Annotated in this window: 12 protein-coding genes; 3 read left to right on the forward strand and 9 right to left on the reverse strand. The window is 72.5% G+C overall.

The annotated features are described in order from the left end of the window. Positions 1–328 precede the first annotated feature (328 nt). The 5 genes from CKY47_RS17080 to CKY47_RS17100 form a co-directional block, all read right to left on the reverse strand. Positions 329–1,483, reverse strand: a complete 1,155-nt coding sequence (locus CKY47_RS17080) for a sensor histidine kinase (protein WP_371320696.1) — start codon at positions 1,481–1,483, stop codon at positions 329–331. Then, complete coding sequence (locus tag CKY47_RS17085) at positions 1,480–2,166, reverse strand: response regulator transcription factor (RefSeq protein ID WP_306746831.1); 687 nt, start codon at positions 2,164–2,166, stop codon at positions 1,480–1,482. The genes CKY47_RS17080 and CKY47_RS17085 overlap by 4 nt, the downstream gene beginning before the upstream one ends. A 744-nt stretch (positions 2,167–2,910) precedes the next feature. Continuing rightward, complete coding sequence (gene dxs, locus CKY47_RS17090) at positions 2,911–4,809, reverse strand: 1-deoxy-D-xylulose-5-phosphate synthase (RefSeq protein WP_306746832.1); 1,899 nt, start codon at positions 4,807–4,809, stop codon at positions 2,911–2,913. 72 nt (positions 4,810–4,881) lie between these two features. After that, positions 4,882–6,111: a class I SAM-dependent RNA methyltransferase gene (locus CKY47_RS17095; RefSeq protein ID WP_306746833.1), complete on the reverse strand. Its 1,230-nt coding sequence runs from the start codon at positions 6,109–6,111 to the stop codon at positions 4,882–4,884. After that, complete coding sequence (locus tag CKY47_RS17100; protein ID WP_306746834.1) at positions 6,108–8,135, reverse strand: APC family permease; 2,028 nt, start codon at positions 8,133–8,135, stop codon at positions 6,108–6,110. Before CKY47_RS17100 ends, CKY47_RS17095 begins: the two co-directional genes overlap by 4 nt. Between CKY47_RS17100 and CKY47_RS17105 the strand changes: the two genes are divergently transcribed. Together CKY47_RS17105 and CKY47_RS17110 are read left to right on the forward strand one after the other, a co-directional pair. Further along, entirely contained in the window at positions 8,044–8,880 is an 837-nt protein-coding gene (locus CKY47_RS17105; RefSeq protein WP_371320684.1) for a potassium channel family protein, read from the forward strand. The two genes, CKY47_RS17100 and CKY47_RS17105, sit on opposite strands and share 92 nt — an antisense overlap. Next, the gene (locus CKY47_RS17110) at positions 8,881–9,537 is read left to right on the forward strand and encodes a potassium channel family protein (protein ID WP_306746836.1); all 657 of its coding nucleotides are present in this window, start codon (positions 8,881–8,883) and stop codon (positions 9,535–9,537) included. Between the two features lie 239 nt (positions 9,538–9,776). Here CKY47_RS17110 and CKY47_RS17115 read toward each other — a convergent pair whose 3' ends face one another. Beyond that, entirely contained in the window at positions 9,777–10,607 is an 831-nt protein-coding gene (locus CKY47_RS17115; RefSeq protein WP_306746837.1) for a DUF3159 domain-containing protein, read from the reverse strand. Further along, positions 10,604–10,981: an OB-fold nucleic acid binding domain-containing protein gene (locus tag CKY47_RS17120; RefSeq protein ID WP_306746838.1), complete on the reverse strand. Its 378-nt coding sequence runs from the start codon at positions 10,979–10,981 to the stop codon at positions 10,604–10,606. Before CKY47_RS17120 ends, CKY47_RS17115 begins: the two co-directional genes overlap by 4 nt. A gap of 106 nt (positions 10,982–11,087) precedes the next feature. Here CKY47_RS17120 and CKY47_RS17125 point away from each other — a divergent pair, with 106 nt between their 5' ends. Then, complete coding sequence (locus tag CKY47_RS17125; RefSeq protein ID WP_306746839.1) at positions 11,088–11,774, forward strand: alpha/beta fold hydrolase; 687 nt, start codon at positions 11,088–11,090, stop codon at positions 11,772–11,774. Between the two features lie 27 nt (positions 11,775–11,801). On the opposite strand, the gene CKY47_RS17130 is transcribed toward CKY47_RS17125, so the two are convergent. Both CKY47_RS17130 and dut read right to left on the reverse strand, forming a co-directional pair. Next, positions 11,802–12,431 (reverse strand): DUF3710 domain-containing protein, encoded by a 630-nt coding sequence (locus CKY47_RS17130; protein WP_306746840.1) that lies wholly within the window; start codon positions 12,429–12,431, stop codon positions 11,802–11,804. Between the two features lie 5 nt (positions 12,432–12,436). Further along, on the reverse strand, positions 12,437–12,904 hold the full coding sequence (dut, locus tag CKY47_RS17135; protein WP_306746841.1) for a dUTP diphosphatase: 468 nt from the start codon (positions 12,902–12,904) through the stop codon (positions 12,437–12,439). Positions 12,905–12,907 lie beyond the last annotated feature (3 nt).

The following is a 12,907-nucleotide window of genomic DNA, read 5'->3' on the forward strand; positions in this document are numbered from 1 at the left end:
CGAACAACACTGACAAATAATGTCAGTTGTCCAGTAACAATCTCAAAGGAATCCTCTTGACGAGGATCATAAATTTACTGGCTATTCGGCACGCTGTTGAGTTCTCAAAGAACACGCGCACACCGTCACTCGGTACCGTTTCCGGTCACTTCGTTCTGGGGCTTGTGTCCGGCGCTCCGTTCCGGTCTGTCCCGGCCCGTTCCGCGCTGGCAGAGAGAAAGTTACACCCCGGCCAACGAGGAGACAAATCGGGGGTCCTGAGCACTGTCTTCGCAGGTAGTACCACCTACGGACGGCCTCAAACCCGATCACGTGTGACCGGGGCCACTCAAACTAGTTTTCCGTGCGGCGTGGAAGGCAGCTGGACGACCACCGACAGCCCTCCTCCGGGCACGGCCGACGCGTGCACGACCCCCTCGTGAGCTGCGACGGCTGCGCGCACGATGGACAGCCCCAACCCGGTGCCGGTGCGCGCGGTGCGGTCGGTGCCGCCCCGGCGGAACGGCTCGAACAGCTCCTCCACCCGATCCGGGGCGATGGGCTGGCCCGAGGACGACACGCCCAGCAGGGTCCGGTCGGGTCCGCCTTCGGTGCGCACCTCGATCCACCCGCCCGGCACGTTGTGGCGGACGGCGTTCTCCAGGAGGTTCCCGGCGATCCGCTCCAGCAGCGCCGGGTCGCCGACGGCCGGCGCGGGGGCGGACAGGAAGGAGGCGCGCACCTGGCGCTCCTCCGCTTCGGCCCGCACCGCCCTCCACGCGGATTCGACGACGGCGTTCAGGTCGACGGGTTCGCGCACCGCGAGCCCGAGGCCGTCGGTGCGGGCGAGCAGGAGGAGCGCGCTGACCAACTGCTCGGCCCGTTCGGTGGCGGCGCGCACGACTCCCGCCATGCGGCGCAGCTCGTCGACGTCGGCGTCCGGGTCGGCGAGCGTCACGTCCAGCTCGGTGCGGATGACGGACAGGGGGGTGCGCAGTTCGTGGGAGGCGTTGGCGACGAACCGGCGCTGCGACTCGAACGCGGCCTGGAGGCGGTCGAGCATCTCGTCGAACGTGTCGGCCAGTTCGGCGACCTCGTCGCGCGGCCCGGTGAGCCGCAGCCTCTCCCCCAGGGACTCGGCGGAGAGCCGTCGGGCGGCGTCGGTGACGTCGTGCACGGGTTGCAGGACGCGGCCGGTGATCGTCCAGGCGAGCAGCGCCGCGGCGGCCACGACGCAGAGGAACGCGACGGACCCGGACCGCAGGACGTCGTCGCGGGCCTGCTGGCCGAGGACGTCCATGAGCACGCCGGCGTCGATCTCGCGGCCGTCGACGAAGACGGTGCTGCCCTCGGCGAAGCGCGGCGAGGAGGCGATGACGCGGCCGACGAGCAGCCAGCCGAGCAGCAGGAGGAGGCCGCTGACGAACGCGACCAGGCCGGTCGCGAGCAGCGTGATCCGCGTCCGCAGTCCTGGTCCGCGCCTGCGGGCCAGTTCGGAGTTCAGCGTGGGCCTTCCTCGGGGGCGCTCGCCGTGGGCACGCGGTACCCGGAGCCGACCACGGTGTCGATGATGCCGGGTTCGCCGAGCTTCTTGCGCAGCGTCATGACGGTGACCCGGACGGTGGTGGTGAACGGGTCGGCGTTCTCGTCCCACACGCGTTCGAGCAGTTCCTCGCTGGAGACGACGGAGCCCTTGGCGGCGAGCAGCACCTCCAGGACGCCGAACTCCTTGCGGGTCAGCTCGACGGGCTGGCCGGCGCGGCGCACGGTGCGGCGGGCGGGGTCGAGTTCGACGTCCTGCGCGGTGAGCAACGGCGGCGTGGCCGGGGTGGCGCGGCGGGCCAGGGCGCGGACGCGCGCGACGAGCTCGGGGAACGCGAAGGGCTTGGCGAGGTAGTCGTCCGCGCCGAGGGAGAGACCGGCGACGCGGTCGTCCAGGCCGGCGCTGGCGGTGAGCATCATGACCCTGGTCAGGGCGCCGGAGCTGAGGATCTCCTTGCACAGGTCGTCGCCGGACATGCCGGGCAGGTCGCGGTCGAGCACGACGACGTCGTACCGGGTGATGGTCGACTTCTCGTGGCCCGTCTCGCCGTCGTAGGCGACGTCGACCGCCATGCCCTCGCGACGCAGGCCGCGGGCGATCGCGTCGGCCAGCGGCACCTCGTCCTCGACAACCAGGATTCGCACCCCTCAACGGTGCCACAACTGCCTGAGAGGCTGCTTAGCGCGCGGTCGGCGGCGCACGGCCGCGGGTGCCCCCGGGCCGGGCCCCCGCGCACAGCCGGCCACGGGGTCGACAATTCCCGGAAGTGCGGAACGGGGGTGTGGACGGTGGGGTGGGATCCGGTGTTCAGGAATTCGTTCGTGGGTCCCGGTGCGATTCCTCGCGAGCGGAATCCGCGATTGCCTCGCCGACCCGGAGGAGGAGCGCACCCACGAATGGCGCGCACCGGTGGGCGACCGGGTCACCGCACGCCCGCACGTACGCCGTGGTCACGGCCGGGTTGGGCAGCGTGCGGCCCGCCGCGTCACGCAGGTGCCCGAGGTCGGCGGCGAACTCCGGCACTTCGGCTCCGCCGGGCCGGGCGGGCGTTGTTCCCGTGGCACGTCCCGTCCCCTTGGCGTCCGGTGTTCAGGCGTTGTCGTCCATTCGCCACGGGATTCCCGTGGACGACTCCGTCGGGTGCACAGGTCGATGCCGCGGCGGCCACCTGCGCCCGTACAGCGGAATCGGCCACACCGGTGACGTGTGGGAGGGGGCGCGGTGCGGCTCCTGCGACATCGGTCCGGAGTGAGTGGGGCGACCGCGTGCGGTCGTACCGCGACCACCCGGGCGCCGGGACCGGGTCGATCTTCGTGCAGTGGGAGGGCAGCACCCCGGTCGCGCCCGGCGCCGCCGCGAAGGCGGCGCCGGGCGGGGCGGCACCGGGCCTACTTCTCGGCGGTCGCGCTCATCTCGACGGGTTCGGCGGCGACGACCCACTCGGTGATGCGGCGGGCGACGTCCTGCGCGGTGAGGCCGAGGTCTGCCAGCACCTCGCCGCGCTCGCCGTGCTCCTGGAACTCCTGCGGGATGCCCAGGTCGCGCAGCGGCACCTCCACGCCGGCGTCGCGCAGCGCGGCGGCCAGCGCCCAGCCGAAGCCGCCGTGCCTGCCGCCGTCCTCGACGGTCACCACGAGGCGGTGCCGCGAGGCCAGGTCGAGCAGGTCGGCCGGCACGGGGAACACCCAGCGCGGGTCGACGACGGTGACGCCGATGCCCTGGTCGGCGAGCCGCTGGGCGGCTGCCAGGCCGAGTTCGCCGAACGCGCCGACGGTGACCAGCAGGACGTCGGAACCGGAGCGGTGCAGCACGTCGACCGTGCCGACGCGCTCCAGCGCGGGCAGGTCGGGGCCGACCGACGCCTTCGGGTAGCGCACGACGGACGGGGCGTCGGCGATCCGCACGGCCTCGCGCAGCTCCTCGCGCAGCGACGCGGCGTCGCGGGGCGCGGCGACGTGGATGCCGGGGACGAGGCCGCAGATCGACAGGTCCCACATGCCGTGGTGGGAGGCGCCGTCCGGGCCGGTGACGCCCGCGCGGTCGAGCACGACGGTGACGCCCTGCTTGTGCATGGCGACGTCCATCAGCAGCTGGTCGAACGCCCGGTTGAGGAACGTCGCGTAGATCGCGACGACCGGGTGCAGGCCGCCCATGGCGAGGCCGGCTGCGGAGGTCATGGCGTGCTGCTCGGCGATGCCGACGTCGAAGCACCGGTCGGGGTACAGGCCCGCGAACTTGTCGAGGCCCGTCGGGCCGCGCATGGCGGCGGTGATGGCGACCAGGTCGGGCCGCTCCCCGCCGAGGGCGGCCAGCTCGTCGGCGAACACGTGGGTCCACGTGCGCTTGGACGGGCCGACGTTCTCGCCGGTGATGGGGTCGATGACGCCGGTGGCGTGCATCTGGTCGGCCTCGTGGTTCTCGGCGGGCGCGAAGCCGTTGCCCTTGCGGGTGACGGTGTGCACGATGACCGGTCCGCCGAAGGACTTGGCGCGGCGCAGCGCGGACTCCAGCACGGCGTGGTCGTGCCCGTCGACGGGGCCGATGTACTTGAGGCCGAGGTCCTCGAACATGGCCTGCGGGCTGATCGCGTCCTTGATGCCGCGCTTGGCGGCGTGCAGGGCCGCGTAGAGGGCCTGCCCGAAGATGGGGGCGGACTGGATGGCGGTCTTGCCGCGTTCCAGGGCGCGCTCGTAGCCGGGCTGGAGGCGCAGCGACGACAGGTGGTCGGCCAGGCCGCCGATGGTGGGCGAGTAGGAGCGGCCGTTGTCGTTGACGACGATCACCACGGGCCGGTCCACGCCGGCGGCGATGTTGTTCAGCGCCTCCCAGCACATGCCGCCGGTCAGCGCGCCGTCGCCGACGACCGCGACGACGTGCCGCCGCTGGCCGGTGAGCTGGTACGCCTTGGCGAGGCCGTCGGCGTAGGACAGGGCGGTCGAGGCGTGGCTGTTCTCCTCGACGTCGTGCTCGCTCTCCGCCCGCGACGGGTAGCCGGACAGGCCGCCCTTCTGGCGCAGGGTGTCGAACCCGTCCGCGCGGCCGGTGAGGATCTTGTGCACGTAGCTCTGGTGCCCGGTGTCGAACACGACCGAGTCGTGCGGCGAGTCGAAGACCCGGTGCACGGCCATGGTCAGCTCGACGACCCCCAGGTTGGGTCCGAGGTGCCCGCCGGTCCGGGAGACCTTCTCGACCAGGAAACCCCGGATCTCCTCGGCGAGCCGCACCAGCTCGTCGTGCTCCAAGCGCTTCAGGTCCGCCGGTCCGTGCACGGATTCCAGCAGCGTCACTCGTGCCACCTCGCCCTAGTGGTTCGACCCTTTTCGTCCGGTCAGTCTACGGACCAGTGGCTGAGACGCCTGTCAGCGAGCGGGCCGCAGCAGGGCGACGCATTCCACGTGGTGCGTCATCGGAAACGCGTCGAACGCCCTGAGCTGGGCCAACTCGTAGCCGTGCTGGGCGAAGGCGGCGATGTCGCGGGCCAGGGCGGCCGGGTCGCACGCGACGTACACCACACGGGCGGGCCGGCTGCGGGCGATGGCGGTGACGACGACCTTGCCCGCGCCCTTGCGGGGCGGGTCGAGGACGACGACGTCCGGGGGCCGGTCGGTGAAGTCGGGCGACTCCAGGACGGCCTCGGTGCGGCCCGCGTACCAGCTGACCTGGGGCTTGTCGGACAGGTTGAGCCTGCCGTCCTCGACCGCGCGGGCGGAGGACTCCACGACGCGCACCGAGCCGGTCTCGCCGACCTGCTCGGCGAGGACGGCGGCGAACAGGCCGACGCCGCCGTAGAGGTCCCAGGCGCTCTCGCCGGGCTGGCAGTCCGCCCAGTCGCGCACGACCTGCGCGAACGTGTCGGCGGCGGCCGGGTGGACCTGCCAGAAGCCGTCGGCGCGCAGGTTCCAGGCGCGTCCCGCGGCGAGTTCGGTGGCGGTGCCGCTGCCCTCGCGGAGCCGGGACGGGCCGGGCACGGGGCGGCCGCGGCGCACGACCGGCGGGCCGATCTCGGTCAGGTGCACCTGGCCACCCGCGTCGCGGGTGACGACCAGTTCCGACTTGGGCGGCCACGTGCGGTCCACGACGCCGTCGAGTGCCCCCGGTGCGGCGATGACGCACCGGTCGACGGGCACGACGTCGTGGCTGCGGTGGGCGCGGAACCCGGCGCGGCCGCCGGGGCCCACGGCCATCCGCATCCGGGTGCGCCAGTCCTCGGGGCCGCCGGGCAGGTCCTCGACGATGACCTCCCAGTCGAGCCGGGCCAGCCGGTGCAGCTGCTCGCTGACCACGGCGGCCTTCAGCTCGCGCTGGTACTGCCACGACGCGTGCTGCCAGTCGCACCCGCCGCACAGGCCGGGGCCGGCGAAGGGGCACGGCGGCTCGACGCGGTCGGGCGAGGGCTCCAGCACCTCGACGGCGTCGCCGCGGCAGAACGAGCCGCCGGTGTCCTCGGTGATCCGCACGACCACCCGTTCGCCGGGCAGGGCGTGCCGGACGAACACGACGCGGCCCTCGTGCCGGGCGACGCAGTGGCCGCCGTGGGCCACCGCTCCGACCTCGACCTCGATGAGCCGCTGCTTCCAGGTCGCCGTCACTTGCTCTTACGCTCCTCTTGGCCGCGCTCGTCCGAGCCGCGCTTGTCCAGACCGCGTCGGATGGCTCCGGGCGCGACCACGTCGTCCTTGTCGGTCACCTTCGAGGATGAGGCCAGCTGCCACGGCACGCTCGTCACCATCACCCCCGGCTGGAACAGCAGCCTGCTCTTGAGCCGCAGGGCGCTCTGGTTGTGCAGGAACTGCTCCCACCAGTGGCCCACCACGTACTCGGGGATGAACACGGTGACCACGTCGCGCGGGTTCGTGGTGCGCACGCGCCGGACGTAGTCGAGGACGGGTTTGGTGATCTCCCGGTAGGGCGATTCGATCACCTTCAGCGGCACCTTGAAGTTCTCCTTCTCCCACTCCCGCACGAGGCGGCGGGTGTCCGTGTCGTCCACGTTCACCGTCACGGCCTCGAGGATGTCCGGCCGGGTCGCCTTGGCGTACGCCAGGGCCCGCAGGGTGGGCATGTGCAGCTTGGAGACCAGCACCATGGCGTGGTTGCGGGCGGGCAGCAGCTTCTGCCGCTCCTGCTGGCGCAGCTCCTCGGCGACCCGGTCGTAGTGCCGCCGGATCGCGGTCATCAGGGCGTAGATGGCGCCCATGGCGGCGATGGCGATCCACGCGCCCTTGGTGAACTTCGTGATGAGCACGACGACCAGGACGGAGGCGGTCATCGCCAGGCCGAAGGTGTTGATCAGCTGGGAGCGGCGCATGCGCCGGCGCGCGTCGGCGTCGGTCTCGGAGGCGAGCAGCCGGTTCCAGTGCCGGATCATGCCCGCCTGGCTGAGCGTGAACGACACGAACACGCCCACGATGTAGAGCTGGATGAGCTTGGTGACCTCGGCGTCGAACGCGATGACCAGGATGACCGCCGCGCCGGCGAGGAAGACGATGCCGTTGCTGAACGCGAGCCGGTCGCCGCGGGTGTGCAGCTGGCGGGGCAGGTAGCGGTCCTGGGCGAGGATCGAGCCGAGGACGGGGAAGCCGTTGAACGCGGTGTTCGCGGCGAGCACGAGGATCAGGGCGGTGACGGTGGTGATGAAGTAGAACCCGACCGGGAAGCCGTCGAACACGGCGCCCGCGACCTGGGCGACCATGGTCTTCTGCTCGTAGCCCTCGGGGGCGTTGACCAGCTGGTGCGCCGGGTCCTCGGCCATCCTCACGCCGGTGAGCTGGGCCAGCACGATCAGGCCCATCAGCATCACGACCGCGATGAGGCCCATCATCAGCAGGGTGGTGGCCGCGTTGCGCGACTTGGGCTTGCGGAACGCGGGCACGCCGTTGCTGATGGCCTCGACGCCGGTCAGGGCGGCGCAGCCGGAGGAGAACGCCCGGAGCACGAGGAACATGAACGCGAGGCCGACGAGGTGGTCGTCCTCGGCGCGGACCTCCAGGCCGGCGCTCTCGGCGCGCATCTCGTCGCCGAGGACCAGGCCGCGGAACAGGCCGTAGCCGATCATGAAGACGATGCCGGCCATGAACGCGTAGGTCGGGATGGCGAAGGTGCTGCCCGACTCGCGGATGCCGCGCAGGTTGACCGCGGTGAGCAGGACGATCGCGACGACCGCGAACTCGACCTTGTGGGTGGCGACGAACGGGATGGCCGAACCGATGTTCGCGGCGGCCGACGAGATCGACACCGCGACCGTGAGGATGTAGTCGACCAGGAGGGCGCTGGCCACGGTCAGGCCCGCCCTGCGGCCCAGGTTGACCGTGGCGACCTCGTAGTCGCCGCCGCCCGAGGGGTAGGCGTGCACGTTCTGCCGGTAGCTCGCGACGACGGTGAGCATCACCACGACGACGACCACACCGACCCACGGCGCCAGGGCGTAGGCCGACAGGCCCGCCACGGACAGCACCAGGAAGATCTCCTCGGGCGCGTACGCGACACTGGACATCGCGTCCGAGGCGAAGACCGGCAGGGCGATGCGCTTGGGCAGCAGGGTGTGGGCGAGCCGATCGCTGCGGAACGGCCTGCCGACCACGAGGCGCTTGGCCGCGGTTGCGAGCTTGGACACGGATCGAGAGCGTAAGGGGTCAGGTCCCCTGGTCGGAGTAATCGTGGGTAGGTTCTCCGTAAGCGTCGTTCGGGAGGCATTCGTGCACGTGGTCATCATGGGGTGCGGCCGGGTGGGTTCATCCCTGGCCAAGGCCCTGGAGCGCCTGGACCACCAGGTCGCGGTGATCGACAAGGACGCCCAGTCCTTCCGCAGGCTCGGGTCCGACTTCCACGGGCAGCAGGTCGTCGGCAACGGCTTCGACCAGCGCGTCCTCATCGAGGCGGGCATCGAGCGGGCGGGGGCGTTCGCGGCGGTGTCCAGCGGCGACAACTCGAACATCATCTCGGCGCGGGTGGCGCGCGAGACGTTCGGCGTGGAGGCGGTGGTCGCCCGCATCTACGACGAGAAGCGGGCCGCCGTGTACGAGCGGCTGGGCATCCCGACCGTGGCGACCGTGCCGTGGTCGACCGACCGGTTCCTGCGGATGCTGCTGCCCGAGGGCAGCGCGACCGCGTGGCGCGACCCGTCCGGCTCCGTGGCGGTGCTGCCGCTGGAGCTGCACGAGGACTGGGTGGGCCGCTCCGTGCGCGACCTCGAGGAGGCCACCGGCTGCCGGGTCGCGTTCGTCATGCGGTTCGGGACGGGCGTGCTGCCCGACTCGAAGAGCGTGCTCCAGGCCGACGACCAGGTGTACGTGGCCGCCCTGTCCGGCACCGTGACCGATGTGGCCGCCGCGGCGGCTCACGCACCCGAGGAGAGCTGAGTGCGCATCGCTATCGCCGGGGCGGGCGCGGTGGGCCGCTCCATCGCGGCCGAGCTGGTGGCCGACGGGCACCAGGTCATGCTGATCGAGCGGGACCGCACCCACTTCGAGCCGCACACCGTGGAGCAGGCCGAGTGGGTGCAGGCGGACGCGTGCGAGCTGTCCTCGCTGGAGGACGCGGGCATGCAGCTGTGCGACGTGGTGATCGCCGCCACCGGTGACGACAAGGTCAACCTCGTGGTGTCGCTGCTCGCCAAGACCGAGTTCGCGGTGCGGCGCGTCGTGGCCCGGGTGAACGACCCGGCCAACGAGTGGCTGTTCACCGAGTCGTGGGGCGTGGACGTGGCCGTGTCGACGCCGCGCATCCTGTCCGCGCTGGTCGAGGAGGCCGTGACGGTCGGCGACGTGGTGCGGCTGATGACGCTGCGCCAGGGGCAGGCGAACCTGGTGGAGATCACCCTGCCCGGGGACACGCCGCTGGCGGGTTCGCCGGTGGGTTCCCTGGCCCTGCCGCGCGATGCCGCCCTGGTCACGATCCTGCGCGGCGGGAGGGTGATCGTGCCGACGCCGGACGACACCCTGGAGGGCGGCGACGAACTGCTGTTCGTGGCGGCGGCGGACGTGGAGCGCGAGATCCGGTCGTCGTTGGGCTACTGATCCCCGGCCGGGCGGTTCCGGCCGGGACGCGCGGCGGAGCCGCCGGCGCGGCTGGGGTCACCGGCACAGCTGGGGTCACCGGCACAGCGGGGGCCGCGGTCACGGTGACGGGTTGTCCACAGGGCCGGTCCGACGACGCAGTCGTTGTCGGTGCCGGCTGGAAAGATGAAAGCAGGGGTCCCCTGGCGGGGACCCCTGCGAAGCGTTCCGGGTAGTGCGGTCCGGGAAGTGCGGCCTGGCTACCGCTCGTCGGCCCGTGCGGGCTGGGGGCGCTGCTCGCCGGTCGGGCGCTGGTCGGCGGGGGCGTCGAGCATCCGGTCGTAGATGTTCGGCTCGGCCCGGTCACCGGCGTCCGCGTCACCGGCGACCTGGTGGTCCGTGACCTGGTTGCCGGCGGCTTGGGCGCGCAGGCGTTCCTCCGCCTCCCGGTTCTCCTCCTCCTCGGCGGCCAGGGCCGCCTTGAGGCGCTTGTCCGAGCGGCGCACCGCCCAGACGGTCGCGAACAGGGCCACGGCCATCAGCGGGTAGCCCATGGCCAGCCTCGCGGCGGCCAGCCAGCCGACCGACGCCTCGTCGTACAGCCACCGCTGCACCACGAACCGGGAGCAGAACACCAGGGCCCACACGAGCGTGGCGATGTCGTAGTCGCGCACGCTGGCCTTGTCCTGGCGCCACGCGGTGCCCTGGCCGTTGAGGAACGACCACACCACGCCCGCGAGCGGCCAGCGGACCAGGATCGACAGGATGAACGCGCCGCCGTAGACGAGGCTCTGCCAGATGCCGAACAGGAAGAAGCCCTTGGCGTCGCCCGTGCGGTAGGCGATGAACGCGGCGATGCCGACGCCGAAGACCGCCGACACGGCCGGCTGCACGGAGCCCTTGCGCAGGGCGAGCGCGATGCCGATCAGCACGGCCGCGCCCAGCGCGGACCAGATCGCCGGCATGAGCCCGGCGAAGGCGTTGACCAGCACGAACACGACCACGGGCAGGGAGGAGAGGGCGAGGCCGGTGACGCCGCCCATCTGCTCCAGCATCGTGGGCTGCTTCTCGGTCTCGTTCGCTTGTGTCATGAAGCGTTCTGCAACTCGTAGTAGGGGTTGTAGAGCACCTTGCGTCCGTCCCGGACCGCGATGCGGCCCCTGGCCTTGATGGTGCGGCCCGGCTCGATGCCGGCGATGCGGCGACGGCCCAACCACACGAGCGTCACGCCTTCGGTGCCGTCGTACAGCTCGGCCTCCAGCGTGGCGGCGGCGTCGCGGGGGCACAACTCGACGCTGCGCAGCCGCCCGAGCACCGTCACCTCTTGACCCGACGTGCAGTCGCACGCCCGGACGGCTCCGACGGCCTCGGCTTTCCGCGACAGGTCGTCGGCGTCCAACTCGCTGACGTCGGTGGTCAGCCGACGCACGAGGCGGCGCCAGTAGCCGCCCCCAGTACCAGTCATCCCCGACTCCTGGGAGTGCGTGGGGCCTCGACTCCGAAGCCCGTCCGACAGCCAGCGTAACCGGGTGCACCCGACCGGGTATCCGACTGGGGGAGGATCTGACGCCATGGGTTCGTCACGCGCCGTTCTCCTGCCCGGCACCGCCTCCGACGAGGTGTTCGTCGCCTCGGTGTTCGCCCGTCCCCTGGCCGAGGCCGGGTACTCGCTGGTCGCGCCCCCGTCGAGGGGCGTCGCGGAGCACGTGGACGCGCTCGACGCGGCGTGGGCGGGTAGGCCGTTGGTGGTCGGCGGGGTGTCGCTGGGCGCGCACGTGGCGGCGTCGTGGGCGGTGCGGCACCCGGAGCGGTGCGCGGGGGTGCTGGTGGCGCTGCCCGCGTGGAACGGCCCGGCCGGGGGCGCGCCGGCGGCGCTCGCGGCGGCGGCGAGCGCGGCCGCGGTGGAGGCGGTGGGCGTGGACGGGGCGCTGACCGGCGTGGACGGGTGGTTGGGCGACGAGCTGCGGCGGGCGTGGCCGCGGTACGGGCGGCGGCTCGCGGACGTGCTGCGGGAGGCCGCGGGGTCGGTCGCGCCGACGGTGGCCGAGCTGGGGCGGTTGGGCGTGCCGGTGGGGGTCGCCGCGTGCACCGACGACCCGGTCCACCCGATCGAGACCGCCCGGACGTGGGTGGACGCGCTGCCGCGCGGCGTCCTGCGCACGACGACGTTGGCCGAGCTCGGCGCGGACCGCGAGGTGCTGGGCCGCGCCGCGCTCGACGCGCTCCGCGAGGCCGGCGCCGGGCCCACCGGGCCCTGACCCGCCTCGCGGGGCGCGGCGGCCTCGTCAGCCGGGCTGCTGCTGTTGCTGGATGTGGCGGGCGATGGCCTCGGGCAGCTCGATGGGCAGCGGCGTGCGCACCGGCATCGGCTGCGGCCCCCGCACCACGACGGTGTCGCGGACCAGTTCGTAGAGGGCTTCGGCAGCCCGCACCGCCTGCTCCTCGGTCGGCGCGGCGGCGATGCCCCGCAGCATCCAGCGCGGCCCGTCCACGCCCACGACGCGCAGGTGCACCTCGTTGTTGCGGGCGGCGATCTCCTCGCCCCACTCGCCGTTCTCGCGCAGGATGCGGAAGCCGTCGGACTTGAACTGGGCGATCATCTCGCCGCTGACCTCCGGCCACAGCCGGTCGGTCTTCGGCGCGGCGAACGCGCTGACGGTGAGCTGGCCGACGGTGGTCAGCAGGTGCACGGCCCGCACCTGGCCCGCCGGGTCCATCTCCACCTGGAGCTGGGCGCCCTCGGGCACCGGCAGCCGGATCGAGCCGAGGTCGAGGCGGTTGAGCCCGTCGTTGGGGGCCTGCGGCTCGTCGAACGGGCCGTCGCCACCCTCCTCCAGGCCCTCGAACTCGGCCTCGGTGTGCGCCGTCCCCCGGTTCGCGGAGTGCCTACCGCGCTTGCGGCGCCGTCCGAACATCGCCTTCACCCCTCCGTCCGGGCGAGCACGTCGTGCCCGCCTGTAGAGCCGTAGCCGCCCGCACCGCGCTCGGACCCGGGCAGCTCGTCGACCTCGCGGAACACGGCGTGCTCCACCTTCTGCACCACCAGCTGGGCGATCCGGTCACCGCGCGCGAGCCTCACCGGCTCCCGCAGGTCGTGGTTGACCAGGCACACCTTGATCTCCCCCCGGTAGCCCGCGTCGATCGTGCCCGGTGTGTTGACCACGCTCAGGCCGACCCTGGCCGCGAGGCCGCTGCGCGGGTGCACGAACCCCGCGTAGCCCTCGGGCAGCGCGATCGCCACGCCGGTGCCGACCACCGCGCGCTCCCCCGGTTCGATCACCACGTCGGTGGTCGTCACCAGGTCGGCGCCGGCATCACCCGGTCGGGCGTAGGCCGGCGGGGGCACGGCAGGATCGAGCCGGGACAGCAGGACCTCGACGCTGGGCACGGC

The sequence above is a fragment of the Saccharothrix longispora genome (genome assembly GCF_030852425.1).
Taxonomy (GTDB): Bacteria; Actinomycetota; Actinomycetes; order Mycobacteriales; family Pseudonocardiaceae; genus Actinosynnema; species Actinosynnema longispora.